This window comes from Methylotenera versatilis 301, from assembly GCF_000093025.1.
Classification (GTDB): domain Bacteria; phylum Pseudomonadota; class Gammaproteobacteria; order Burkholderiales; family Methylophilaceae; genus Methylotenera; species Methylotenera versatilis.
In genome coordinates, this window is sequence record NC_014207.1 from 996,772 (window position 1) to 1,021,176 (window position 24,405).

General features: G+C 42.7%; 23 protein-coding genes. 13 read left to right on the top strand and 10 right to left on the bottom strand.

The features are described 5' to 3' along the window. The first annotated feature begins 137 nt into the window (after nucleotides 1–137). Nucleotides 138–647, top strand: coding sequence for a MarR family winged helix-turn-helix transcriptional regulator (locus M301_RS04530; RefSeq protein ID WP_274377046.1), 510 nt, complete (start codon nucleotides 138–140; stop codon nucleotides 645–647). A 56-nt stretch (nucleotides 648–703) separates the two neighbouring features. Continuing rightward, the gene (locus M301_RS04535; RefSeq protein WP_013147577.1) at nucleotides 704–1,729 is read left to right on the top strand and encodes a catalase family peroxidase; all 1,026 of its coding nucleotides are present in this window, start codon (nucleotides 704–706) and stop codon (nucleotides 1,727–1,729) included. A gap of 65 nt (nucleotides 1,730–1,794) precedes the next feature. Here the strand turns inward: M301_RS04535 and M301_RS04540 are convergent, their stop codons facing one another. Beyond that, nucleotides 1,795–3,828 carry a UvrD-helicase domain-containing protein gene (locus M301_RS04540; RefSeq protein WP_013147578.1) on the bottom strand — a complete coding sequence of 678 codons (2,034 nt, stop codon included), beginning with the start codon at nucleotides 3,826–3,828 and terminating at the stop codon, nucleotides 1,795–1,797. Between the two features lie 285 nt (nucleotides 3,829–4,113). Here M301_RS04540 and M301_RS04545 point away from each other — a divergent pair, with 285 nt between their 5' ends. Then, nucleotides 4,114–4,386 (top strand): hypothetical protein, encoded by a 273-nt coding sequence (locus M301_RS04545; protein ID WP_013147579.1) that lies wholly within the window; start codon nucleotides 4,114–4,116, stop codon nucleotides 4,384–4,386. A 144-nt stretch (nucleotides 4,387–4,530) separates the two neighbouring features. Here M301_RS04545 and M301_RS04550 read toward each other — a convergent pair whose 3' ends face one another. From M301_RS04550 to ylqF, 4 genes are all read right to left on the bottom strand, one after another. Continuing rightward, the gene (locus M301_RS04550) at nucleotides 4,531–6,408 is read right to left on the bottom strand and encodes a potassium transporter Kup (RefSeq protein ID WP_013147580.1); all 1,878 of its coding nucleotides are present in this window, start codon (nucleotides 6,406–6,408) and stop codon (nucleotides 4,531–4,533) included. Between the two features lie 265 nt (nucleotides 6,409–6,673). Then, the gene (locus M301_RS04555) at nucleotides 6,674–7,360 is read right to left on the bottom strand and encodes a winged helix-turn-helix domain-containing protein (RefSeq protein ID WP_013147581.1); all 687 of its coding nucleotides are present in this window, start codon (nucleotides 7,358–7,360) and stop codon (nucleotides 6,674–6,676) included. Beyond that, nucleotides 7,350–8,855, bottom strand: a complete 1,506-nt coding sequence (locus tag M301_RS04560) for a sensor histidine kinase (RefSeq protein ID WP_013147582.1) — start codon at nucleotides 8,853–8,855, stop codon at nucleotides 7,350–7,352. Before M301_RS04560 ends, M301_RS04555 begins: the two co-directional genes overlap by 11 nt. 86 nt (nucleotides 8,856–8,941) lie before the next feature. Then, entirely contained in the window at nucleotides 8,942–9,886 is a 945-nt protein-coding gene (gene ylqF, locus M301_RS04565) for a ribosome biogenesis GTPase YlqF (RefSeq protein ID WP_013147583.1), read from the bottom strand. Between the two features lie 241 nt (nucleotides 9,887–10,127). On the opposite strand from ylqF, the gene M301_RS04570 reads away from it, so the two are divergent. Beyond that, a complete protein-coding gene (locus tag M301_RS04570; protein WP_013147584.1) occupies nucleotides 10,128–10,946 on the top strand; it encodes a class I SAM-dependent methyltransferase in 819 nt (272 codons plus the stop codon). Nucleotides 10,947–10,961: 15 nt separating this feature from the next. On the opposite strand, the gene dhaK is transcribed toward M301_RS04570, so the two are convergent. Further along, on the bottom strand, nucleotides 10,962–11,966 hold the full coding sequence (dhaK, locus tag M301_RS04575; RefSeq protein WP_013147585.1) for a dihydroxyacetone kinase subunit DhaK: 1,005 nt from the start codon (nucleotides 11,964–11,966) through the stop codon (nucleotides 10,962–10,964). A gap of 130 nt (nucleotides 11,967–12,096) precedes the next feature. After that, a complete protein-coding gene (gene dhaL / locus M301_RS04580; protein WP_013147586.1) occupies nucleotides 12,097–12,726 on the bottom strand; it encodes a dihydroxyacetone kinase subunit DhaL in 630 nt (209 codons plus the stop codon). Nucleotides 12,727–12,851: 125 nt separating this feature from the next. On the opposite strand from dhaL, the gene M301_RS04585 reads away from it, so the two are divergent. Beyond that, complete coding sequence (locus M301_RS04585; RefSeq protein ID WP_013147587.1) at nucleotides 12,852–14,213, top strand: ATP-binding protein; 1,362 nt, start codon at nucleotides 12,852–12,854, stop codon at nucleotides 14,211–14,213. 29 nt (nucleotides 14,214–14,242) lie between these two features. Further along, a complete protein-coding gene (locus M301_RS04590; RefSeq protein ID WP_013147588.1) occupies nucleotides 14,243–14,881 on the top strand; it encodes a response regulator in 639 nt (212 codons plus the stop codon). A 24-nt stretch (nucleotides 14,882–14,905) separates the two neighbouring features. On the opposite strand, the gene M301_RS04595 is transcribed toward M301_RS04590, so the two are convergent. From M301_RS04595 to M301_RS04605, 3 genes are all read right to left on the bottom strand, one after another. Next, on the bottom strand, nucleotides 14,906–15,472 hold the full coding sequence (locus tag M301_RS04595) for a hypothetical protein (protein ID WP_148218577.1): 567 nt from the start codon (nucleotides 15,470–15,472) through the stop codon (nucleotides 14,906–14,908). Nucleotides 15,473–15,614: 142 nt separating this feature from the next. Continuing rightward, a complete protein-coding gene (locus M301_RS04600) occupies nucleotides 15,615–16,571 on the bottom strand; it encodes a DMT family transporter (RefSeq protein ID WP_274377047.1) in 957 nt (318 codons plus the stop codon). 9 nt (nucleotides 16,572–16,580) lie between these two features. Then, nucleotides 16,581–17,699, bottom strand: a complete 1,119-nt coding sequence (locus tag M301_RS04605) for an aromatic ring-hydroxylating oxygenase subunit alpha (RefSeq protein ID WP_013147591.1) — start codon at nucleotides 17,697–17,699, stop codon at nucleotides 16,581–16,583. 254 nt (nucleotides 17,700–17,953) lie between these two features. Between M301_RS04605 and M301_RS04610 the strand changes: the two genes are divergently transcribed. The 7 genes from M301_RS04610 (at nucleotide 17,954) to cheD (ending at nucleotide 24,374) form a co-directional block, all read left to right on the top strand. Continuing rightward, entirely contained in the window at nucleotides 17,954–19,135 is a 1,182-nt protein-coding gene (locus M301_RS04610; RefSeq protein ID WP_041359357.1) for an aspartate aminotransferase family protein, read from the top strand. Nucleotides 19,136–19,179: 44 nt separating this feature from the next. After that, nucleotides 19,180–20,100, top strand: a complete 921-nt coding sequence (gene argF / locus M301_RS04615) for an ornithine carbamoyltransferase (RefSeq protein WP_013147593.1) — start codon at nucleotides 19,180–19,182, stop codon at nucleotides 20,098–20,100. Continuing rightward, on the top strand, nucleotides 20,101–20,409 hold the full coding sequence (locus M301_RS04620) for a hypothetical protein (protein ID WP_013147594.1): 309 nt from the start codon (nucleotides 20,101–20,103) through the stop codon (nucleotides 20,407–20,409). Between the two features lie 12 nt (nucleotides 20,410–20,421). Beyond that, nucleotides 20,422–21,642 carry an argininosuccinate synthase gene (locus M301_RS04625; protein ID WP_013147595.1) on the top strand — a complete coding sequence of 407 codons (1,221 nt, stop codon included), beginning with the start codon at nucleotides 20,422–20,424 and terminating at the stop codon, nucleotides 21,640–21,642. Between the two features lie 439 nt (nucleotides 21,643–22,081). After that, nucleotides 22,082–22,771, top strand: coding sequence for a formaldehyde-activating enzyme (gene fae / locus M301_RS04630; RefSeq protein WP_013147596.1), 690 nt, complete (start codon nucleotides 22,082–22,084; stop codon nucleotides 22,769–22,771). Between the two features lie 107 nt (nucleotides 22,772–22,878). Next, nucleotides 22,879–23,769 carry a CheR family methyltransferase gene (locus M301_RS04635; protein WP_013147597.1) on the top strand — a complete coding sequence of 297 codons (891 nt, stop codon included), beginning with the start codon at nucleotides 22,879–22,881 and terminating at the stop codon, nucleotides 23,767–23,769. Then, nucleotides 23,766–24,374: a chemoreceptor glutamine deamidase CheD gene (cheD, locus tag M301_RS04640; protein ID WP_013147598.1), complete on the top strand. Its 609-nt coding sequence runs from the start codon at nucleotides 23,766–23,768 to the stop codon at nucleotides 24,372–24,374. Before M301_RS04635 ends, cheD begins: the two co-directional genes overlap by 4 nt. Nucleotides 24,375–24,405: the final 31 nt, after the last annotated feature.

The following is a 24,405-nucleotide window of genomic DNA, read 5'->3' on the forward strand; positions in this document are numbered from 1 at the left end:
CTAAGGAGTACTTTAATCTGTGTAGTTTGCGAAATATGCACATTATACATCGCTTGCTAAGATATAAATCCAAGCTTATTTTTTAATATCTCACAATCATATTGCATACAATTTAATTGTGAGATATGATTATCTTCATGGAAATTAAATGCAATGAAAATAATGCGATGGAAAATATAGCGACACCTCAAAATAGTGCTTCAGGCGCTAAAGTCTTAAATGTAGATTTGCAACTATGCTTTGCACTTTACTCAGCCTCACTGAGTATGACAAAGACGTATAAGCCTTTATTAGCAAAGCTCAAGCTGACCTATCCGCAATATTTAGTGTTATTGGTACTGTGGGAAAAAGATGGTGTGACCGTCAATAGCATTGGCGAACGATTGTTTTCTGATTCAGGCACACTAACGCCACTGCTTAAGCGCTTAGAAAAGTTAGGTTTAATTCAGCGCCAGCGCGCTATTGAAGACGAGCGCAAGGTCATTATTACGCTAACAGAGCAGGGTAAGTTGCTGCAAGCTCAGGCGGCTGATGTGCATACGCAAATTGCTTGCAGTACTGGTTGCACGCTCACTGAGCTGAAAGAACTCAACAGCCAACTCATTTTACTAAGAACAAGTTTGATTAATAAATTAGCAACATCGTAATAAGAAGATAGTATTAGCTTTAAACATTTCACTTTATTAAAATCTAGGAGAATATTATGAACACAAAACGCTCATTATTGAATATCAAAGGTTTAGCACTCTCAGTGCTCGTATTGAGCATTTCTAATGCTTATGCGGAAGATGCCAATGTAGCCGAAAGCAACAAACCTGTGGTGGAGCAGATTGTTAACACGCTGACCAAGTTATCAGGCGGTCCGTATCAAGGTTATCGTGCTAATCATGCAAAAGGTATTGTTGTGCAAGGTGAATTCGTACCAGCAAAATCAGCTGCTAGCCTGAGTAAAGCTGTGCATTTGCAAACAAAAGCTAGTCCTGTGACTGTGCGTTTTTCAGATGCAACAGGTTTGCCAACCATTCCAGATGCCGATGGCAATGCTTTTCCTAAGGGTATCGCCATTCGCTTTCAGTTAGCAGAAGGTGCCTATACGGATATTGTGAGTATTTCTACCAATGGTTTTCCTGCAGCCAAGCCTGAAGACTTTTTAGGATTATTAAATTCGATTGCCGCGAGCGGCCCTGATGCCGCAAAACCATCACCAGTTGAACAATTCTTAGGGTCACATCCAGCAGCACTGGCTTTTGTGCAAATGCCAAAACCAGCCCCTGTGAGTTTTGCAACAGAGAGTTTTTACGGTGTAAACGCGTTTAAATTTACCAATGCAAAAGGTGAAACCCAATATGGCCGTTACCGCATTACCCCAATCAACGGCACAGAGTTCTTAACCAAAGAACAAGCGGCTCAAGCAACACCAAACTACTTAATGGACGAATTACCAGTACGTTTAAGCAAAGCCCCAGCTAAATTTAAAATTGCCGTACAAGTCGCTGATAAAGGTGATGTTGTGAATGACCCTACAGTGGTGTGGCCAGAAACTAGAAAACAAGTTGAATTAGGTACGCTAACGCTTAAAAACATAGATGCTGATGGCGTAAAGTTTGAAAAAGCGACAATGTTCAATCCGCTTGTTTTGGTCGATGGTATCGATGCCTCTGATGATCCAATATTGTTAGCACGTCCAGCAGCTTATGCGGTGAGTTATGGTCGACGTTTAGGTCAATAATCATGTAGCTTAGAATGAGCATTTATTTGAGTTGTGGTTTCAAATAAATGCTCAATTAGATTTAATCAATTGTTGTTTAGCATGGCGCGAATATTCGCCATTTTAGATTTACCAAATTCTTTGCTGGCTTCTGCGTCTTTGTTGAATGGGTTGCCAAAATGGCGCACATCATCTTTTGGTAACTCCGCAATAAAACGGCTAGGTTCACACATTTGCATTTCACCTGCGCGTTTACGTTTTTTGCACCATGAAATATTCAGTGATTTCTGTGCGCGAGTAATACCCACGTACATCAGGCGGCGTTCTTCTTCAATTTTTGTGGGGTCTGTAACGCCTAAATCGATACTTTCTCGATGCGGCAATATGCCTTCTTCAACACCAATTAAAAACACATGACCAAATTCTAGACCTTTTGCAGCATGTAACGTCGATAGCTTTACAGCATCAGGCTCGCCATCTTCACGACCTTCCAGCATGCTCATCAGCGACACCATCTGCGTGAGTTCTAGTAAGTTTTTACCGTCTGTCTCGTTGCCAAACTCTGTGCTTGCTTCACCTTTTTTAGTCAGCCAGCCAATAAAATCAAGCACATTTTTCCATTTGCTTTCGGCAGCGCGCGGCTCATCGCTATCGTATAAAAATGCTTCGTATTGTATGGTGGTAAGCAAGTCGTTAAGCACTTCACCTGCTGGGTCGCGCACTGCACATTCTTGAATTTTTTGAATATAAGTACAAAAGTTCAACAAGTCTTCTAGCTGCTTATTGCCAACGTCATTTTGAAAATCACCCTCAAACGCCGCGGCAAACAATGATATTTTATGCAAGCTGGCAAACTCACCCAAACGCTCAAGTGTCGTATTCCCTATGCCTTTTTTCGGAGTGGTCGCCGCGCGAATGAAGGCTGGGTCGTCATCTTCGTTAGCCACTAAGCGCAAATAGCTGATTAAATCTTTAATTTCGGCTTTATCAAAAAAGGATTGACCGCCTGAAATGGTGTAAGGAATTTTGTGATTGCGCAGATATTGTTCAAAAATACGCGCTTGGTGATTACCACGGTAAAGAATGGCGTAATCCAAAAACTTGGTACGGTTTTCAAACTTGTGCGCTTGCAGCTTCATAATCACGGACTCGGCTTCTGCTTCCTCGCTCATGCATGCAGATACTTGAATTAAATCACCTGTGCCTAAATCGCTCCAAAGTTTCTTTTCAAATAGCTTTGGGTTATTCGCAATCACCGCGTTGGCACCACGCAGAATGCGTATCGTAGAGCGGTAGTTCTGTTCTAGCTTGATGACTTTTAACTTGCTAAAGTCTTCTGTCAGTTGGCGTAAGTTCTCTACGTCCGCGCCACGCCAGCCGTAAATGGCTTGGTCATCGTCACCTACTGCGGTAAATTGCCCACGCACGCCGGTGAGCATTTTTACCAGTTTGTATTGGCAAGCATTGGTATCTTGGTATTCATCTATCAGCAGATATTGCAACTTGCGCTGCCACTTATTAAGCGCAGCTTCGTGTTCATCAAATAACTCGACAGGTAGCTTAATTAAATCATCAAAATCAACTGCTTGATATGCTTTTAGCGTTTGTTGATATAGCTGGTAAACCTTGGCTGCTGCATGTGTGAGTTCCTCTTCGGCCGTGGCTTTGGCTTGGTCTGGGTTAACAAAGCCATTCTTCCAATGCGAGATTTGCGATTGCGTCTTGCGTAATAACTGCTTATCCGTGGTGGCTAAAATATCTGCAAGAATCTTAAAGCTATCCGATGAATCCAAGATTGAAAACTGAGGTTTATAACCAAGTAATGACGCTTCAGCGCGCAACATTTGCAAACCAAGCGAGTGAAACGTGGCGATGGTTAAGCCTTTGATGTTTTTCCCCACCATTAACTTACCTACACGCTCTTGCATTTCACGCGCAGCTTTGTTGGTAAAGGTAATAGCTGCAATTTCTTTAGGCGAATAACCTGCTTCATCAATCAAATAGCTGATTTTTTGAGTAATTACGCGAGTTTTGCCACTACCAGCACCAGCAAGTACTAGTAATGGACCATCGAGATATTTAACAGCGTCGCGCTGAGGCGCGTTCAGTGAATTTAACATGTGAGTACTTCTATAAATCCAATTTTCGTTGCTACACTGCGTTACTCACAAAAAATTACTTCTTACATATCAAATATATGCGGCGGCGCAATTTTTTGCTCGCGCCTTGTTTAGCTTAGAAACTTGAATTTATAGAAGCACTCACTCGTGATAAAGCAAAATATGAGGGTAAAACTTAAGCGTTAGATTTTAACGTTTAAGGCTATAACAAGCTATCAATTAAATGATTAAAGCGTGCCATAATTACTGACTCAAAAATAAGCACTTAAAAGTTAAAGGAATAGCATGCGATCGAGCGCAAGATCTACTAGAGCCAGTGCCGCGATTGATAGGCTAAAACGACGCAGCGGCAACGACAACTATTCAATGTCCATGAATAGCGGTGCTATGTTTAGCCTGCTATTAGCCACTGGCGGCGGAGAGTCCGAACGTTTATGTGAGCCGATGATGATGGAAGATTTTGTGGCGTTTGTGAATGCTTATGGTCCACAAACACCTAAACGTGTCAGTAAATTAGATATTGAATTTAGTAAGCAACTGACTAAAAAAAGCGAATAAGCTTCACTTAGAAACCTTTGCTCGAAGGTGGAAACCATTCACAAAAGCATCAAACATCCGTCATTCCCGCGTAACTGGGAATGACGGAAAATAGAGGGGGTGAAATTAAGCGTCAAATTGCTTCATGCAAAGCTCCCACTTCATTTAAATATGCACTCTCGTCCCTAATTCAATCACACTGTTGCTTGGGATATTAAAATAACCCACTACGCTACCTGCGTTTCGTGACATCAATGCAAATAAATCATCACGCCATTTCGCCATCTTTCCACCAGGGCCAGAAATCACAGTTTCACGACTAATAAAGTATGAAGTAGTGAATGGATCGATTGAAAAGCCGACTAAATTGCTCTCTGCAAGCGCTTTAGGAATGTTAGGCGTTTCCATAAAGCCGTAGTGTAACTTCACTTGCCAAAAGCCCGCGCCAATCTCTTTAATTGCAAAGCGCTGCTCTTTTTCTACAGTGGGCGTGTCGGCAAATTCCACTGTCAGAATCAGGTTGGTTTGATGTAATACCTGATTATGCTTCAAGTTATGCATCAGCGCTTGTGGCACGGTGTCTGGATTTGCGCAAAGAAATATAGCGGTACGTTCAATTCTAGCTTTGGTATCGCGGGTGATATTCTTAACAAAATCTTCAAGTTTTGGGTCATCTTCATGAATATGTTGCAGCAGAATTTCACGGCCTTGTTTCCACGTCCACATAATGGTAACTAAGCTGATGCCAAGGGCGATTGGCAACCATCCACCTTTGAAAAATTTAGCTGAGCAAGAGGTCAATAGCAGTAAATCTAAAGCAAAGAAAGCAATGGTTGCACTCAACGCTAGCCAAACAGGGTATTTCCAATTATGACGTATTACAAAGTAGGTGAGTATCGTGGTGATTAGCATCGTACCTGTTACCGCAATGCCATAAGCTGAAGCAATCGCTGATGAGTTCTGAAAAGCGATGGTTAGCATGATGACAGCTGCCAATAACAACCAATTGATTGCGGGTACATAAATTTGGCCTGACTCACTTGCAGACGTATGCAGGATCTGCATTCTAGGTAAAAAGCCAAGCTGTATGGCCTGTTGCGTGATGGAGTAAGTACCTGAAATAACTGCTTGAGATGCAATGATCGTTGCCAGTGTTGCTAGTATTACAACTGGTATTAACCACTCTTGTGGGAAAGATAGATAGAACGGATTACTTACAGCGGCTGGCGTTGTAAGTAGCAATGCGCCTTGACCAAGATAATTAAGCGCTAAACATGGAAAAACTAAGCAGGTCCATGCGATACGTATGGCAGGTCTACCAAAGTGCCCCATGTCGGCATAAAGCGCCTCTGCACCTGTAATGGCTAATGTGACGGCACCTACGGCTAAAAATACACCTGTACCGCGATCTGCCAAAAAGTGAAATGCATAAATTGGATTTAATGCATTCAGGATGACGGGGTTTTGCAATATGTGATGAACGCCAACAATGCCTAGGGTGACAAACCAAACAATCACGATAGGCCCAAAGAACTTACCGACCGTGTTTGTGCCATATTTTTGCACTGTAAAGAGTGAGATTAAAATGGTCAGCGCAATTGGAATCACATATGTGGAGAGCTCTGGCTTTATCAGTTCTAAACCTTCAACTGCGGAAAGGACCGAGATGGCGGGCGTAAGTATGCTGTCACCGTAAAATAATGCAGCGCCAAACACACCTAAAGCCAATAGTATTTTTTTACGATTTGGTGCAGAGCCCGCACTTGAAATAGCGAGTGCCAGCAAAGCCATCACGCCACCTTCACCGCGATTATCTGCTCGTAATACTAGTATCACGTATTTCAACATCACGACTAGCATCAACGCCCAGAACACAGCAGAGATGGCGCCAATGATGTTTGCTTGATTTAGCGCGATACCTGTAGCCTCGCTAAAAATGACTTGAATGGTATATAAGGGACTTGTACCAATGTCGCCGTAAACAACGCCGATAGCCCCTAAAGTAAGTGCTGCCAAACTCTTAGATTTTATATTGTTATGCATGATGTGTTTTAAATGCCCTGTCTAAATAAGAATGTGAATGAGACAAGGTCATTAAAACAGGGGGGATGTATCAATCACATAAACAAGATTGATACTTTTATTTAGGGTGTTATTCCGTGCGTGACACGGAATCTAGTGACTTTGTCAGGAAAACTGATAAGAAATACTATAGCTAGCAAGCTGGCAAGTATTGCTAAAAAGACGCTGGATACCGACTTTCGTCGGTATGACGATTGTAAAAAAATACTTCTTTTAACTTATAAATTTAAGTCGCGGCAAGCCTGTAGCCTATGCCAGCTTCGGTCAATAGATAGCGCGGTGCAGCAGGGCTTTTCTCAAGCCGGGCACGTAATCGACCCATATGGATACGCAAATAATGCGTGTCATCTACATATTCGGCGCCCCAAACTTCGGTAAGCAACTGGCGGTGTGTGAATGCTTTCCCCGGCTTTGTCACCAATATGAAAAGCAATTTAAACTCGATTGGTGTTAAATGCACAGGCTGTTGATTTAATAGCACAGTGGAATTGACGGTATCTATAGTTAACTCATCTACATGATATACATCGTCACGTAATGACATCATCGCCGTGCGTTTGAGCGCAACTTTAACTCTGGCGAGCAGCTCATTCACGCCAAAAGGTTTAGCTAAATAATCATCAGCACCATCGTTAAAGCAATCTACTTTTTCTTGCTCTGCTTGGCGTGCAGAGAGCACCAGTATTGGAATGTCTGAATTTAGGCGCACATATGAAATCACCTCTCTACCATCGCCATCAGGCAGATTCAAATCTAATACCAACAATGCAGGTTTGCTTGCATCAAATAAACGCTTACCCTCTGCAATGGTATGTGCACAAACGGTATGGTAGCCATTGGCTTTCAAGCTGGATTGTAGAAATTGACTGATCTGCAAGTCATCTTCAATGACTAGAATATGGTTACTGGACATCAACAACACCTACTTCTGGCGCAACAAAACTTAAGGTGGCGCATGCGCCGCCGCCAACTCTATTGCTGAGGGTGAAATTCGCGCCGTGCGATTTAGCGATGGCTTGCACAATAGAAAGCCCTAAACCAAAACCTTTAGCTTTGGTCGTCATGAATTTTTTAATGGCTATTGAGTCCATGCCTTGTATGAAGCCATTTCCGCGGTCTTTCACGCTGATATTCACCATTTTATCTATTTTGCTGACTTCAATCAGTATAGGCTCATCACCTGCATGCGCCTGCTTCGCGTTATCAATCAAATTGACCAACGCCTGTGTCAGTAGATTAACATTACCTTTTATTAATAGCTCAGGTTCACTCATCGTGACTTTAATATTGAGAGATTCACCACGGTTTTTATATAGCTCCATCACAATTCCAATGAGCTCTTCTGGCGATTGCCAGTCCATGTGAATCGGGCTTGCTGAGTGCGATTCTAGGCGAATAAGCGAGAGTATGTTCTCGGTAGTACTCGCCAAATATCGGCTTTGAGAGGCAATTAATGCAGTTAATTGTGCTGTTTGTTCCGCATTCAAATTAGGTTGCTGCAAGGTAGTCGCCGCACCTAAAATGGACGTAAGCGGTGTGCGCATATCATGAGAAATAGAGGCCAGCAATGCATTCTGAATGGCTTCTTCTTGCGTTGCTAATTCTGCAAGTTGGGCTTTTTCACTATTGATGAGTCGTTGATACGCTTGCGAAATTTGGTCCACGCATGATTTTATGGCCGTATAAGTCTCTATGCTTTCCTCATCATCAACTTTATCCACCACTAAAATTGGGTCAGCGCTTGGTAAGCGGTTGAAAGGCAGCAACCACTGTTTTGATTGCGTAAAAGATTCAGTCCAGTAGTCTGTGTAAGGGCTAATAGCTTTGCCATTCTCTGAAACCCAATTTAATAAGCGCTTATCTGGCGTTTCTACCGCATCAGATTGAATGCTGAGGCTATAACTATATTTAGACTCTGCCGAATTTGCTGGCTGAGGCATGGCAATAGCGAACGGCTTATTGAACTCTTTTTGCAGTACTCTGCAGGTATCCAACAAGAGGTTATCAATATTGTTGGCAAGCGCCAAGCGCTCTGCAAGCGTTCTGGCGAATTCTGCCCGTTGTGCATTGATAAGTGCTTGCTGCGATTGAAATTTGAGCTGTTTAACCAGCGATGTAATGACGGTGGAAACTATAAGAAAGCAAACTAAACTAGTCCACGATTCCGCATGTGCAACTTCAAAGGTATAACGCGGCTCGGTGAAAAAGTAGTTAATCGTCAAGAAGGCTAGAAACGCTGTGATTAAAGCGACAAAGAACTCGCAAAAGTAAGCCGCCGTTACCACTACTAGCAAATTTAACAGGGTGACCCCAGTAATCCCCAAAGAGGCGAAAAAGTTGTAATTAAAGGCAGTCACTATCGCCAATAAAACAAGCATACTCAATAACTGTAAACTCTGTTTTTGCATTTTGAAACTCCTAGCGCATACGATAAATCAGAGTTTACGGTTTGGATATATCAATCGCATAAATATGCATCTAGAAATGTACTGTTTTAATTCGCCTCGTCTACGTCTATCTCGGAGGCCGTATCATCGACAACATTCGGTAAACTTGCTTGCATCATTTCACTACGACTCAACGGTGTTTCTAAACTAATTCTACCAATCGCGCCGCTGCGGTAATCGGTGAGAAAAGCGACTGCGGTTTTCTCCATATCCCATAAACCATCATGGCGTTTGTATGAGCGTCGTCTGGCGATGGCTTCTAGTAAATCTACGCCATCCATTTTTAGTACATCTAAAAATCCACCTTCATGTTTCATGGTGTCTAGTTTGTAGCGTGCATTGACCAGTGCTGGGTAGCTTTTGAGTAAGTTGTTCGCTAAGAAAATTGCAACATCTTCATCAATCACTGCATTACGACCAATCGCATGGCTAGCGGCAAGCATGTAGCCGTCGCTTTCATATTGGATTTTTGGCCACATCATCCCTGGTGTGTCGGTAATGCTCATGGTTTCGCTAATGTCGAAGCGTTGCTGGCTTTTAGTCACAGCAGGTTCATCGCCTACTTTAGCTACGCGCCGGTTGAGTAGGGCGTTCATCAGCGTTGATTTGCCAACGTTAGGAATACCCATAATCATCATGCGCAAAGGTTTTAAATGCGAGCCACGGTGCGGCGTAAGTGCTAAACAATGTTTGAGGATTTTGTTGGCTTCACCCGGTTTTTTGCATGAGAGCGCAACGGCTTTGGTGTTGGGTTGGCGATTAAAGTAATTCAACCAAGCTTCAGTCGCTTTAGGGTCTGCCAAGTCAGATTTATTGAGTATTTTTAAGTTAGGGCGCTGTCTGAACAAGCGCATTTCGTTAATCACGGGGTTATGGCTCGCCTCAGGCACGCGCGCATCTAGCACCTCAATCACAATGTCCATAAATTCCATTGTTTCTTCGGCTTTTTTGCGTGCTTGGGTCATATGACCCGGATACCATTGAATTGCCATTTAATACCTCAAAATCAAAAAATGTTGTCGCAATACTTCGTTGCTCAATGATTTTGATTGCTTGCATATAACCCATATGCGGCGCGCTCAAAATCAATTCGCGCCTCGTCTTGCTTAAACACTTTCAGTTTTCGAGGCATTAAATATTGCGTATTACTGCGCATTTTAACATTTAGTATTAATAATCAAGTTTTTATCTGTGTATATCTTTAGTTTAGCGTTTATGGCTTAAAATACGCACATGCAAATACCCGAAATAAAACCTAACCAATCCATCGAGCTGCTTAAAGCGCTGCACATTCTCACGCGCGACGGTAAGCTCAATCAAGACAGTCGCCGTAAGCTCAAGCAGGTTTACCATTTAGTGAATTTTATTGAGCCACTATTTAATGAAGTATTGGCGAAAAATCCTAATCCAACGATGGTTGACCATGGCGCCGGTAAGTCATATTTAGGCTTTATTTTGTATGATTTATTGCTTAAACAGCATGCGGCAGGGCAGGTAGTAGGTATAGAAACACGTGCTGAGTTGGTTGAAAAATCACGTCAGCTTGCAGAAGATTTGCATTTTGAACGCATGGGTTTTCAGCATTTAAGCGTGGAAGAATCTATTACTTCTAATACTTTGCCAGACACGGTAGATATCGTCACTGCGCTGCATGCTTGCAATACTGCTACTGATGATGCGATTCAGTTTGGTTTAAAGAAAAAAGCTAAATATATGGTGCTAGTACCATGCTGTCAGGCGGAAGTCGCGGAAGTGTTACGACAGCACAAAAATGAAAGTTTTGGCAAAACACCTTTAAGCGAAATCTGGCGCCACCCGATTCATACCCGTGAGTTTGGTAGCCAAATCACCAATGTTTTGCGCTGTTTACAGCTTGAAGCTGCTGGTTATCAACTGACTGTAACGGAACTGGTGGGTTGGGAGCACTCCATGAAAAACGAGCTCATTATTGCCAAATACACAGGTCAGCCACGCAAGAATGCGCAAGAGCGCTTAGAGGCCATATTAAAAGAGCTAAACTTAGAAGCGCTGAAAAGCAGATTTCTAGCTTAAAACTATTGCCACTGCTTATTTACCCCATCTTAATGCCGCAGTATGCACAGGGCTATCCCAGTGCTGTTTGATTTCATCGTCTAATAAACATAAGGTAATCGAGGCGCCCGCCATATCTAAAGCGGTAGTGTAGTTGCCAACGAGTGAGCGTGAAATTTCAAGGTTATGCAGGTTGAATAGTTTGGCGGCAGTGTTATATATGAGGTAAAGCTCCATCAGCGGCGTTGCGCCAAAGCCGTTAACGAGTAACAAGGCTTCATGCTTTTTAGACGGCTGCAGTTGCCTTGTTTTAAAATCCATCAAAATGGCTTCAACGCAATCGCCGATAATTTCATCTGCTGGGCGCATGGTTTCTCGTCTGCGACCGGGTTCGCCATGTATACCCACGCCCATTTCAATTTCAGTGTCGCTAATGTCAAAAGTGGCGCGTCCAGCCGCTGGCACAGTGCAGCTGGTAAGTGCTACGCCTATGCTAGCCGTGCGATGATTGACTTTGTCGCCTAGCGCTTTGCAAGCTTGCAAGTCAGCGCCAGTTTCTGCCAAGCTGCCTACACATTTTTCTACAATCACGGTACCCGCAACACCGCGGCGCCCTGTGGTGTAGGTGCTGTTTACCACTGCGCAATCGTCACTGGTGAGCACAGTAGCATGTTCAAAAGGCAACATTTCTGCCGCCATTTCAAAGTTCATGACATCGCCCGCATAATTCTTAACAATGAATAAAATACCCTTATCTGCATGCACGGCTTCTGCGGCCATCAGCATTTGATCTGGCGTTGGTGAGGTAAACACATGGCCTGGGCAGGCAGCATCTAACATGCCGTAGCCAATGTAGCCAGCGTGCAAAGGTTCATGACCTGAACCGCCGCCAGAGATAATGGCGACTTTGTTTTGTGCTTTGTTGGTCCGTGTTAGAAAGTTTGGATCAAGGTGAAGTTCTACCAAATCGTGATGGGCTTTGGCAAAGCCAGATAGGCTTTCAACTAAGATATTGTCGACTTTATTGATAAATTTTTTCATAATTTTTATCCTTACAAGTGTACTTAATTTACTTTGCTAACTCTAAATTCCGTCATTCTGAGCATTGCGAAGAATCCATATTAATGTGACAAAGTACTGGATTCTTCGCTGTGCTCAGAATGACGTATCCTCAAGGTTTAAGTAATAAATGACAAACGGTCTCTATCATTAACTGGCAACTCTTAGCGCCTGGGTCAATATGTCCGATAGCACGTTCACCCAAACCCGCAGCGCGACCTTTTGTTGCGATTAAATCTTTAGTTGATAGCATGCCTTGTTCGGCGGTTTGGATAAGTTTGGCACAGATTAATTTAATATCGTTATTTTGCGTGGCTTGCAGAACAAATTCGTTAGAAACTGGAATGAGCACATCAAGCATGGTTTTTTCACCGAGGCCTGCTTTACCGCGCTGGATAATGGCTTGTACGCCGCCAGCAAAGGCAGCCGCTATTTTTAAGTTTGATTCATCGCCATTTTCTTTTAGCACTTTAGCCATGCTCATGAAAAAACTAGCCAGTAATGGCCCAGACGCACCGCCAATGGTGCTGAGCAGCTTCAGACCGATTTTATTTAAAGCCTCATCAGGTTTTAGCGACGCCAAGTCAGCTTGCATTTCAGCAACGGTGGTCGCGCCACGCTTCATGTTGATGTAGTGGTCACCATCACCAATTTCACGGTCTAGCGATTCCAATGTGCTTTCATTGGCTAAAATTGTTTGCTGAATTGCTAGTGCTGCTTCAATGATGAACTCTGTTTTCATATGTAATCTGTATCAGTAGTTTTAGTGATTAACACTATAGGGCGATTGAATTAAAGTTGTTAAACTCTACACATGTTAACTTGTCATGACAACACTACTTACTAAACTCTAATTTATTGCTATTCATGAGCTTAAAATTCCGTCTAAATTTATTGATTACACTGCTTTCGCTAGCCTTTATTTTGGTAGTGGGTACGATTTTAGTTAACGACACCAGAATTTCTATTCGAGAACGCGTCGAGGCGGCAAGCCGTGTGACGGTTCAGTTGCTGGATACTGTCATTATAAGTTCGGCGCTTAACCCAGAATATGGGCCAACGCATAAAGTGTTGCAAAGCTTTTTGCAGTCATTAGGTTATGTGCGTAGCAGCCATATTATGCTTTACGATATCCGAGGCAATGTGCTTTACGAGTCGCCCGAATCTACGTTTAAAAGTAACGTTCACCCACCCGAATGGTTTGTTAAGCTGGTAGCGCCTAAAACTGAGACTGTAGAACGAAAAATTCGCTATGGTACTTTGGTGGTTTCATCAAGCGCAGCGGGTTCTATCCGTGAAGCTTGGGCGGGTTTTAGTCAGTTAATGTGGGTAGGTCTGATTTTTTTCATACTACTCAATGTGATGGTGTATGCGCTATTAAGTCATTCACTTAGACCTGTAAACCGTATTTTGGCATCGATTAATCGTATGGAAAAGGGCGATTTAAGCACACGATTACCCACTTTTACCTTGCCAGAGTTTGATCGCATCGGGCATAGCCTCAACCGCATGGCGGAGTCACTCGCTGCCGAGCGCCAGCTAGAAGAAAATCGCCAGCTGACCCAGCTTATTCAAAGTCATATCGAAGATGAGCGTCGCAGTCTAGCTAGAGAGTTGCACGATGAACTTGGACAATATGTGACGGCAATTAAGACTTTCGCGGTCGCTATTGCCAATAAAACCAAAGAAAAATCGCCTGATATTTCAAGTAATGCCCAGGTCATTGTATCTGCAGCAAACCAGATTTACGATGGTATGCATAATATTGTCCGTAAGCTGCGTCCGGGTGCATTGGATAACCTTGGGCTTTCTGAAACACTAAAAGATACCGTGCATTATTGGCAAAATCTTCATCCAGAAATGAAGATTAATTTAAGCTTGGAGGGTAATCTGGATAAGCTTGGCGAAACGTTGAACATCAATATTTATCGCATCGTGCAAGAAGCCATCAATAATGCGCTTAAACATGCGCAGGCTAGCATCATTGATATTAAGTTGGCAGTTTTAGCAGATGCAAGTCATGTCGAGGCAGCTAACATTGCGCTGACAATTAAAGATAATGGTGTCGGCATGAATATACAAACAGTAGACCAAACCCAACATTTTGGTTTGCTAGGTATGCGCGAGCGAGTGCAGGGTTTTCATGGTAGTTTTAGTATCGCTTCTGAACCGAATCAAGGAACAACCCTCTACATTAATATACCGCAAGTGTTGCAAGCGCAAATTTAGATATATAAAACACAGACAATGGATAAAATATGAGCTTAATCAATGTAATGTTAGTCGATGATCACGCAGTAGTGCGCATGGGATTTAAGATGCTGCTTGAATCAGATTCTGATATTAAAGTCATTGCCGAAGCGGAAAGTGGTGAGCAAGCCATACAGCGTTTTGTGGAATTTAAACCGCACGTGGTGGTGATGGATATTACGATGCCAGGCATAGGCGGCTTAGAAGCGATTGAGCGGATTTTGGCTAAAGATAGTTCTGCCAAGATTTTAGTATTGTCCGCGCATGAAGACTCAGTGCACCCTAAGCGCGTATTGAATGCTGGCGCGATGGGTTATTTGACTAAGCGTAGTGCGGCAGAAGAGATGATTAAAGCCATTCGTGTGGTCGCAACAGGTAAAAAATATTTGGAGGCAAGTGTCGCGCAACAAATGGCGATACAGCAATTATCTGGCGATCAGAACCCTGTTGATGTATTGTCGCCGCGTGAGTTTGAGGTATTTATGGCATTGGCAAAAGGTAAAACCACTAATGAAATTGCCGAAACTTTGTTTTTAAGTCCGCGTACTGTAGGCACGCATCTTTACAATATCAAGCAAAAGTTGAATGCAAATAATTCGGCAGAAATCGCGCTGATTGCTATGCGCAGCGGTTTGCTCGATGCTTAAAGTTGCAGCCTAAATGTTGCTGACTTAATTCACTGCGTAACGCGCTACACTCAACTGTCCTGCTGTAGATAACTCGACCAGCGCTTTAGAGCCGCTATGTAACTTACCTAACTCCATTGGAATCAAAAAAGTAATCACTTCTTGTTTGTTGAGCTTAGTATTGCTAGTGGCACCAATGGCAATTTGGCTTTGTTGCCATTCATTTTCAGGAGGGAGTTCGGTTGAACCTTGCTTCTTTGCAGCTTCGAGAATATGTTGTTTTTCGTCTCCTATCAGCAAACTCCACACTTCAACTTGTACCAATTTAGCTTCTTGCATGAGTTGGACGGGTTTTTCTTCGTCCAATAGCGCTTGCTGAGGTAAGGGTTCAATTTCAGGTTTAATTTCTTGAAAACCCGAATTGATAAACGCAATGTCATATTTATCTGGCGTTGTATTTTTAAGAGGCATATTTTGCGCAGCTAGCTTTTGCTTTTCTTCATTTGCATCTAGCGCTGCTGCGGTAGCCTTGTCGGCACCCTGCAATAATATAGATTGCACAATTTGTTGTGCAATAGGCGCGCCCACGCAACTGCAAAGCGCTGTAGTCATTAAGACTAATGCCGACCATCTACTAGCCGACCATTTAGCCGAGCATCTAATAGTGCCTTGATGTGCCATAAGACGCATATATTGTTAACGTGGGAAAGTTAGATTACTGCCGAATAATGAGATTGTCCAGTAAAATAAACGGCTAACTTACTGTTTTAATTGTTTCTTGTGCAGTTCTCTCTGCCTGATCTAGAGCTGTCTGATGAGGAATTTTCTGAGGCGTTTGAGTGGTGCGCACGCTAATCACGCCGCTGAGTATAATGAGTCCGATTGCAAGCCAAGCGTCTAGACTTAAATGCTCATTCCACCAAAGTACACCAAATAAGCTTGCGAGCACTACCGTGACATAAGCCAAGCTCGCCACAACCAACGTATTGCCAGTGCGGTAGGCGCGCGTCATGGCTAATTGTGCAATCGTTGCAGAAAAACCTAGCCCCAGTAAAACGGGTAAATCTTGCCATTCAATCGTATGAAAGCTATCAAAAAACATCCATAAACCAGCGCCTATCGTTGAAATAAGCGTGAAATAAAATACGGTTCGCCAATCTGGTTCGTTGGCTTTACCTAGCTGTTTGACGTGTATGTAGGCGAACGCTGCGCCCATACCTGAAAGCAAACCTATGCTGCCTGCTAACCAATCGGCACTGCTGAAGTTAGGTTTAAGCAGCAGGCTCACGCCCATAAATCCAATGATTAGCCCAATAAACAGAGACTTTTTTGGTTTTTCATGTAATAAAAATGGGGTAAATATGGCCAAAAATAAAGGTGATGTGTAGTTGAGTGTAATTGCTGTTGCGAGTGGCAAATGTGCAATCGCATAGAAAAATAACACTAATGAAACAAAGCCAACCACAGCACGCGACATTTGCTTAAACATGACCGGCGTGGCTAAGGGTAGTTTGTTGACTGCGATATATAACCAAATCACGATTAAGCCGAATATAGAGCGGTAAAACACTAACTCACTGCTACTGAATTTTTGTGCGCCGACTTTCACCAAAGCACCCATGATGGCAAAGCCCAGTGCGGCTACTAGCATCCATAAACTACCTAGATTAGGGAGCTTAAACTTAGAAGAGGGTTTATCTGATGGGTTCACAAGGTATGTTTAAGTGACATGCTTTTCAAGTTGCTTGCGATACCAAATATGAAAGTGTTCAAGGCCGGTTTCCATGGGGTGTTGATAAGGGCCACGCTCGTCAAGTCCTTGCGAGAACAGGGCTCGGCGACCATCGTGCATACGTTGGCAAATTTCATTATCTTCTACAGCGGTCTCATTATAGGCGGCTTGTTGCGCCTGAATATATTCACGTTCAAATAATGCAATATCTTCAGGGTAATAAAACTCTACGACATTAGTACAAGCATCGACACCGCGAGGAATAATATGCGAAACAACCAATACGTTAGGATACCATTCAATCATCAAGAACGGATAATAGACCATCCAGATGGCGCCATATTTAGGCGTGGTAGCTGCATGGTACTGTGATATTTGACGCTGCCATTGCTGGTAAATAGCTGAGTCCGTTGTACTTTCTGGCGGTCGATAGCCTACAGTTTGTACGCTATACTCATCGCCGAACTCCCAGTTTAGAGCGCCACAATCAACAAACTGATTGAGCCCAGGATGAAATGGACCAACGTGATAATCCTCCAAATACACTTCAATAAACGTTTTCCAGTTGAAGTTGTATTCATCCACCATCACGCGGTCTAGCTGGTAGCCAGTAAAGTCAAAATCTTGCTTGCAGCCAATCTTAGCAAGGTCTTTTGCAATATCATGTTTGCTATCAAACAACAAGCCTTGCCAGTTTTGTAAAGGTTGATTATCTAAATGCAGGCATGGGTTTTGCTCAAAATGCGGGGCGCCTAAAAGCTTACCTTCTAAGTTGTATGTCCAGCGGTGTAAAGGACAAACGATATTTTTTGTATGCCCATGGCCTTTCAGCATGATGGCTTGTCTATGACGACATACATTGCTGATGACACTAATGGACTCTTGCTGACGTATCAAGCTTTTAGCTTCACCAGTCCAATCCAGCACTTGGTAATCACCCACATTTGGCACCATAAGCTCATGACCAAGGTATTTCGGCGCCTTGGCGAAAAGGTATTTTTGCTCAATAGCATAGATGTCAGGGTCAACGTACCACGCAACAGGTAGTTGAGCTTGAGGTGCAGATATCTGAGATTTTGGTTGAGTGACTAAACTTAGCGAAGCCATAGTGCATTAAGAGCGCAATAAGAGTGTAATAGTAGACAGTTAAAATAGTTGGTAATTAAATTCCAAGCCCGCGATTTTTGCCCAAATCGGCATTTTTTTCAAGTAATAATTGCAAGGATTAATGGTTTTTATCGTGTTGTTTTATCTGCTAAAACTTGCCAATAATGAGGTTTTCAGCTAATCTCGCAAGGTTGTAGCTTGAATTTTAATTCCAGTATTTTTAACCCCATATTTTCACATTACAGTAAACCTCTATGTCAAATCACTTAATGAATACTTATTCACGTCAGCCGGTCACCTTTGTAAAAGGCGATGGCGTTTGGTTATACGATGATAAAGGCGATAAATATTTAGACGCACTTGCTGGGGTTGCGGTAAATGGCTTGGGTCATGCGCATCCTAAGCTGGTGAAAGCGATTAGTGAGCAAGCGGGTAAGCTAATCCATGTATCGAATATCTATAACATAGCAGAACAAGAAGCCTTGGCTGACAAGCTTTGTGAAATTTCAGGCATGGATAAAGTGTTTTTCTGTAACTCTGGCTGTGAAGCGAATGAAGCCAGCATTAAGTTAGCCAGACTTTATGGACATAACAAAGGAATCGTTAATCCTGAAATTATCGTGATGGATAAATCATTCCATGGCCGTACGATGGCAACGCTTTCTGCGACGGGTAATCGCAAAGTACAAGCAGGTTTCGAGCCGCTAGTGAGCGGATTCGTTCGTGTGCCTTACGATGATATTGAAGCGGTTAAACAAGTGGCCTCTCGCAACTCTAATGTGGTCGCGGTTTTGGTAGAGCCAGTGCAAGGCGAAGGCGGCATTAATATTCCTAAAGATGCGAGTGGCTATTTAGAAACATTACGTGAAATTTGTGATGCACATGGCTGGCTATTGATGTTAGATGAAGTGCAAACGGGTATTGCTCGTACGGGAACTTGGTTTGCTTTCCAACATACAACTATTAAACCTGATGTGATGAGTCTTGCAAAAGGTCTGGGTTCAGGTGTGCCGATTGGTGCCTGTGTTGCGAGTGGTAAAGCGGCCGAAGTATTCACTTATGGTAAACATGGCTCAACCTTTGGCGGCAACCCATTGGCAACTGCGGCGGGCTTAGCGACTTTAAATATTATCGAAGAAGAGCGCTTGCGTGAAAATGCAGAAAAAATCGGCAATCTGATTCGTGAAGGCTTTACTGCCGACTTTATAGATACTAAGGGCGTGGTTGTGGTGCGCAATGCTGGCATGATGATTGGTATCGAACTAGATAGACCGTGCGGTGATTTGGTAAGCATAGCATTGGCAGAGAAGCTGTTGATTAACGTAACGGCTGATAAAGTGGTGCGTTTGTTGCCACCATTAGTCATGAACGAGTCTGAGGCAAATGAGTTGGTGAAACGACTATCTGTCATCATTAAGGCTTTTTTAAACAGTTAGAAGTACAATAGAATTTAAAGCAAAAATCACTGCGGTAAACCATTATGGCAATAAAACATTTTTTACAATTCAATGACTTAAATCGTGAAGAGCTCGAATATGTATTCGAACGTAGCCGTTTAATTAAAAAGCAGTTCAAAGCTTATCAGCAATATTGGCCTTTGCAAGATCGTACTTTGGTGATGATTTTTGAAAAAGCCAGTACACGTACGCGCTTATCTTTTGAAGCTGGTATGCATCAATTGGGCGGTTCTGCGATTTATCTCAACACGCGCGACTCACAATTAGGTCGTGGTGAGCCAGTGGAAGATGCTGCACAAGTGATTTCACGCATGAGTGACATTGTGATGATTCGTACTTTTGAGCAAGAAATTATCGAACGTTTTGCGGCTAACTCTCGTGTGCCCGTCATCAATGGTTTAACCAATGAATATCACCCATGCCAAATTCTTGCAGATATTTTTACTTTTATTGAGCATCGCGGTTCAATTCAAGGTAAGACTGTTGCGTGGATTGGTGACAGTAATAATGTTTGCAACACATGGCTACAGGCTGCTGAAGTACTGGATTTCAACGTACACGTTTCTACGCCACCGGGTTATGAAGTTGAAGCGGAACGCGCCAATTTGTATGGACATGACCATTATGAAGAGTTTGCAGATCCAATGGAGGCTGCAAAAGGCGCTGATCTAGTGACTACAGACGTGTGGACTAGCATGGGTTTTGAAGCGGAAAATGAAGAGCGCTTACGTGACTTTGCTGATTGGCAAGTCGATGGCGATATGATGCGTGTTGCAGCAAAAGATGCGTTATTTATGCACTGCCTGCCAGCGCATCGTGGTGAAGAAGTTGCTGCCGATGTGATTGATGGGTCACAGTCAGTAGTTTGGGATGAAGCGGAGAATCGCTTGCACGTGCAAAAAGCATTGATGGAGTATTTGCTATTAGGCCGAGTAAGCGTTTAGATGGATAAAAAGGAAAATATCCTTTCAAGCCATATATTGCCAGTTTCGGCCACTATGATTGGTGTTTGTATGACCGTTATTTCTGTTATACAGCTAGCACCTAAAAAAGGCATTTCGTCTTGGGCAGATAATGTATTAGCCATTGACAGCCTGTTTTTTCTAGCGAGCATGATGTTGTCATATTGGTCGATTAGACATAAAGATCAGCGAGTGAACGCAGAGCTTTATGCGGATAGGTTTTTTATATTTGGTATGGTCATGATGGTGGCTGTTAGCTTTTTAGTGGCGTTTGAATTATTTACGGATTAAGGATTAGAAGTAATGAGTAAAGTAAACAAAGTTGTATTGGCTTATTCGGGTGGTTTAGACACTTCAGTGATTTTGAAATGGCTACAAGACGAGTATCAATGTGAAGTCGTTACATTTACCGCCGATTTAGGTCAAGGTGAAGAGTTAGAGCCTGCACGTGCAAAAGCAAAAGCAGCGGGCGTAAAAGAAATCTATATTGATGATGTCCGTGAAGAATTCGTGCGTGATTTCGTATTTCCAATGTTCCGCGCGAACACTGTGTATGAAGGCGAATATCTATTAGGTACTTCAATTGCGCGACCTTTAATCGCAAAACGTTTGATTGAAATTGCCCGTGAAACCAATGCCGATGCTATTTCACATGGCGCAACAGGTAAAGGCAATGACCAAGTACGTTTTGAGCTGGGTGCTTACGCGCTTAACCCAAACATTCAAATTATTGCCCCGTGGCGCGAGTGGGATCTACTTAGCCGTGAAAAACTGATGTCGTATGCCGAGAAACACGGCATTCCTGTAGACATGAAACATAAACAAGGCGGTAGCCCATATTCTATGGATGCTAACTTGCTGCATATTTCATACGAAGGCCGTCATTTAGAAAACCCAGCGGCAGAGGCTGAAGAGTCTATGTGGCGTTGGAGTGTTAGCCCAGAAAAAGCGCCAGATGCGGCTGAATATTTAGATATTGAATATGTGAATGGCGATCCTGTAAGTTTGAATGGTCAAGCAATGAAGGCGCACGAGCTTTTGGCGCATTTGAATACCATTGGTGGCAAACACGGTATTGGTCGTTTAGATTTGGTAGAGAATCGTTACGTGGGCATGAAATCACGTGGTTGTTACGAAACACCAGGCGGTACGATTATGCTTAAAGCGCACCGTGCGATTGAAAGCATCACCTTAGACCGTGAAGTGGCGCACTTAAAAGATGACTTAATGCCACGTTACGCCAGCATGATTTACAACGGCTATTGGTGGAGCCCTGAGCGTATTGCCTTGCAAACTCTCATTGATCATACACAAAGCACTGTGAATGGTTGGGTGCGCGTTAAACTTTATAAAGGCAATGTGATTGTTGTTGGGCGTGATAGCAAAACCAATTCATTGTTTGATTCTACGATTGCGACCTTTGAAGATGACAAAGGCGCATACGACCAAAAAGATGCTGGCGGCTTTATTAAGCTAAATGCCTTAAGGTTGCGAATTGCAGCCAATCTGAAAAATAGGCAATAAGTAAAAAGGGCAGATTCTGCCCTTTTTATGTAGTTATATTCTGGTAACACCGTTCTGAGATAGCTAACCTTACAAATAATCTCACAAAAGAGCCTGATTTTAATCAGGCTCTTTTTATTTGTGTGATTGTTTATTCATGCGGAGTATTGTTATATTTTTCATTATTTAGTTTTAATTGAACTTGTTTACGTGTTCGTATCAACGTGATTAGAGGTCATAGATTTAAACGGTTTTTACCTGTTTATTCCAAAGATACGATTCATTAACAAATCTTCATAATAGAAAATGTAAGCAACTCAATTCATTTGCTTAACTTATATAATGAAATTTGGGCGTACTGCGACATTGCAGTTTTAGCTCAATTGAGAGAAATAGATGGCAAAGCCTTTCCGCAATGCCAAATTTGAGCAGTAATAATTTTATATTCAGGAGAATAAAAATGGCTGTAATTGACCGTGTTTTAATTGGTGAAGCGTTAGTGATTGAAGATCGCCCAGATGGCAGTGGTTTAGATCTTAAAAATGTAGCACATATTGATTTGATTATTGGCCCTCGTGGCAGCCCAGCAGAAGATGCTTTTTGTCGCACATTAACTGACCAAAAAGAGGGTGTGAATGGCTTACTAGCGATTGTTGCACCTAACCTGATGGTAAAACCAAATACTGTGATGTTTAACAAAGTCACCTTAAGAAACACTAAGCAGTCTATGCAAATGTTTGGCCCAGCACAGCGTGGTATTTCAATGGCGGTGATGGATTGCGTAGCTGACGGCACGATTCCAGTAGAAGAAGCCGATGACGTGTTTATTTGTATTGGTGTGTTTATTGACCAAACTGCAGACATGGACGATCGTATTCAAGATTGGAATTATGAAGCGACTAAAATGGCGATTAAGAACGCCGTCAATCGTGAGCCTAAAGCAGCTGAATTATTAAAAATATATAAAGACTCAGCACATCCTTTTGCAGCAAAAAGTAAAGAAGAGCGCAATAGACGCGCAGCTGATGCTTTAAGCGCACTTGCTATCGATCAAATGAAAGGTCGTAACCCTAACATTGCAAAAGAACCTGAGGTTGATATCGCTGACGTTGCGCTAAATGAGATGCGTGGTCGCAAGTCGTCTACCTAGAGTAGACGTAAGTTAGCTATTGATAAAGCCTACTCAATGTATGGCAAGTGACAGTCTTGCTTGCCATGCAGGGGTTAGGTTTGCTCTAAATTTAACGAAAGTTTGTGATGCTAAAAGAAAAATCTACTAAAGAAGCGCAGAATGATCGCGAATTTGACTTCACTAATAATGACTTTAGTCGAGTTCGTAAACTCATCTATCAGCATGCTGGCATCTCACTTTCAGAAGCTAAGTCAGACATGGTCTATAGTCGAATTGGTCGTAGATTACGCACAGTCGGCTTTGATTCATTTAAAGCGTATCTTGATAACCTTGAAAATGAAAATAACCCAGAAGAATGGGAAGCCTTCACTAATGCACTCACAACAAACCTCACTTCATTTTTCCGTGAAGAACATCATTTTCCAATTCTTGCTGAACATTTAGTTAGCCTTAAAAAACCCATTCGCATTTGGTGCTCTGCTGCTTCAACCGGTGAAGAGCCTTATACCATTGCGATGACGGCATGCGAAGCATTTGGCACCATGAAGCCACCAGTAGAAATCATTGCAACGGATATTGACACCAATGTGCTTGCTACTGCTTCACGTGGCGTTTACCCATACGAGCGAGTTAGCAAGCTGTCGCTTGAGCGTCGCAAACAGTTTTTCCAAAAAGGCACCGGGGCGCAAGAAGGCTCAGTGCGCGTGCGCAATGAGCTGCGTAGTCTGATTACTTTCGAGCAACTGAATTTGCTTGATGAGCAATGGACTTTAGGTGAACCGTTCGATGCTATTTTTTGCAGAAATGTCATGATCTATTTTGATAAACCAACTCAAACCAAAATTTTGAGTCACTTCGTACCATTGATGAAGCCACATGCAATCTTATTTGCAGGGCATTCAGAGAACTTTCTGTACGTGTCTAACGATTTTCATCTGCGTGGAAAAACCGTGTATGAATTAAGTGATGGTAAAACGCTTAAACGTACTAATCAGGTAAAAGAAAGAATTGTATGAGTATGCTACAAGAAGAAATTTCTACCACACTCTATTACGACCGCACTTTTGATTGTAACGCAGCCAAAATATCGCCTGGCGAATACTACTATACCGACAAAGACATGGTGATTGTCACGGTATTAGGATCTTGTGTCTCTGCCTGCATACGTGACAGCGTATCTGGCATTGGCGGCATGAATCACTTTATGCTGCCTGATAGTGCCGCAGCCGATAAAGACAGCCCTGTTTCAGAATCTATGCGATATGGCACTTATGCCATGGAAGTGTTAATTAATCAGTTGTTGCGAAATGGCGCCCGTCGAGAGAACTTAGAAGCGAAGATTTTTGGCGGCGGTAATGTGCTGAAAAGTTTCACCACCATGAACGTCGGTGATCGTAATGCAATCTTCGTGCGTAAATTCTTAAAAGAAGAGCGTATTCGAGTAACCAGCGAAGACTTGCTAGATATTTACCCAAGAAAAGTTTATTACTTTCCAAAAACGGGCAGAGTGTTAGTCAAGAAGCTGAAAAATATGCACAACGATACTTTAGTCCAACGCGAAGAGGCTTATGCAAGCAAGCTTAAAGTGGCTGATGTGGGCGGTGAAATTGATTTGTTTTGATGATTTAATTTTATAAGAAGAACTTCTAAAA

Coding starts and splice junctions, on each gene's coding strand:
- M301_RS04590 (WP_013147588.1), top strand. CDS start 14,243: ATGAGCTTAATCAATGTAATGTTAGTCGATGATCACGCAGTAGTGCGC.
- M301_RS04560 (WP_013147582.1), bottom strand. CDS start 8,855: ATGCAAAAACAGAGTTTACAGTTATTGAGTATGCTTGTTTTATTGGCG.
- dhaL (WP_013147586.1), bottom strand. CDS start 12,726: ATGAAAACAGAGTTCATCATTGAAGCAGCACTAGCAATTCAGCAAACA.
- M301_RS04530 (WP_274377046.1), top strand. CDS start 138: ATGGAAATTAAATGCAATGAAAATAATGCGATGGAAAATATAGCGACA.
- M301_RS04570 (WP_013147584.1), top strand. CDS start 10,128: ATGCAAATACCCGAAATAAAACCTAACCAATCCATCGAGCTGCTTAAA.
- fae (WP_013147596.1), top strand. CDS start 22,082: ATGGCTGTAATTGACCGTGTTTTAATTGGTGAAGCGTTAGTGATTGAA.
- M301_RS04620 (WP_013147594.1), top strand. CDS start 20,101: ATGGATAAAAAGGAAAATATCCTTTCAAGCCATATATTGCCAGTTTCG.
- M301_RS04540 (WP_013147578.1), bottom strand. CDS start 3,828: ATGTTAAATTCACTGAACGCGCCTCAGCGCGACGCTGTTAAATATCTC.
- M301_RS04545 (WP_013147579.1), top strand. CDS start 4,114: ATGCGATCGAGCGCAAGATCTACTAGAGCCAGTGCCGCGATTGATAGG.
- dhaK (WP_013147585.1), bottom strand. CDS start 11,966: ATGAAAAAATTTATCAATAAAGTCGACAATATCTTAGTTGAAAGCCTA.
- M301_RS04595 (WP_148218577.1), bottom strand. CDS start 15,472: ATGACTACAGCGCTTTGCAGTTGCGTGGGCGCGCCTATTGCACAACAA.
- M301_RS04585 (WP_013147587.1), top strand. CDS start 12,852: ATGAGCTTAAAATTCCGTCTAAATTTATTGATTACACTGCTTTCGCTA.
- M301_RS04605 (WP_013147591.1), bottom strand. CDS start 17,699: ATGGCTTCGCTAAGTTTAGTCACTCAACCAAAATCTCAGATATCTGCA.
- M301_RS04555 (WP_013147581.1), bottom strand. CDS start 7,360: ATGTCCAGTAACCATATTCTAGTCATTGAAGATGACTTGCAGATCAGT.
- M301_RS04535 (WP_013147577.1), top strand. CDS start 704: ATGAACACAAAACGCTCATTATTGAATATCAAAGGTTTAGCACTCTCA.
- argF (WP_013147593.1), top strand. CDS start 19,180: ATGGCAATAAAACATTTTTTACAATTCAATGACTTAAATCGTGAAGAG.
- M301_RS04610 (WP_041359357.1), top strand. CDS start 17,954: ATGTCAAATCACTTAATGAATACTTATTCACGTCAGCCGGTCACCTTT.
- M301_RS04625 (WP_013147595.1), top strand. CDS start 20,422: ATGAGTAAAGTAAACAAAGTTGTATTGGCTTATTCGGGTGGTTTAGAC.
- cheD (WP_013147598.1), top strand. CDS start 23,766: ATGAGTATGCTACAAGAAGAAATTTCTACCACACTCTATTACGACCGC.
- M301_RS04550 (WP_013147580.1), bottom strand. CDS start 6,408: ATGCATAACAATATAAAATCTAAGAGTTTGGCAGCACTTACTTTAGGG.
- M301_RS04635 (WP_013147597.1), top strand. CDS start 22,879: ATGCTAAAAGAAAAATCTACTAAAGAAGCGCAGAATGATCGCGAATTT.
- ylqF (WP_013147583.1), bottom strand. CDS start 9,886: ATGGCAATTCAATGGTATCCGGGTCATATGACCCAAGCACGCAAAAAA.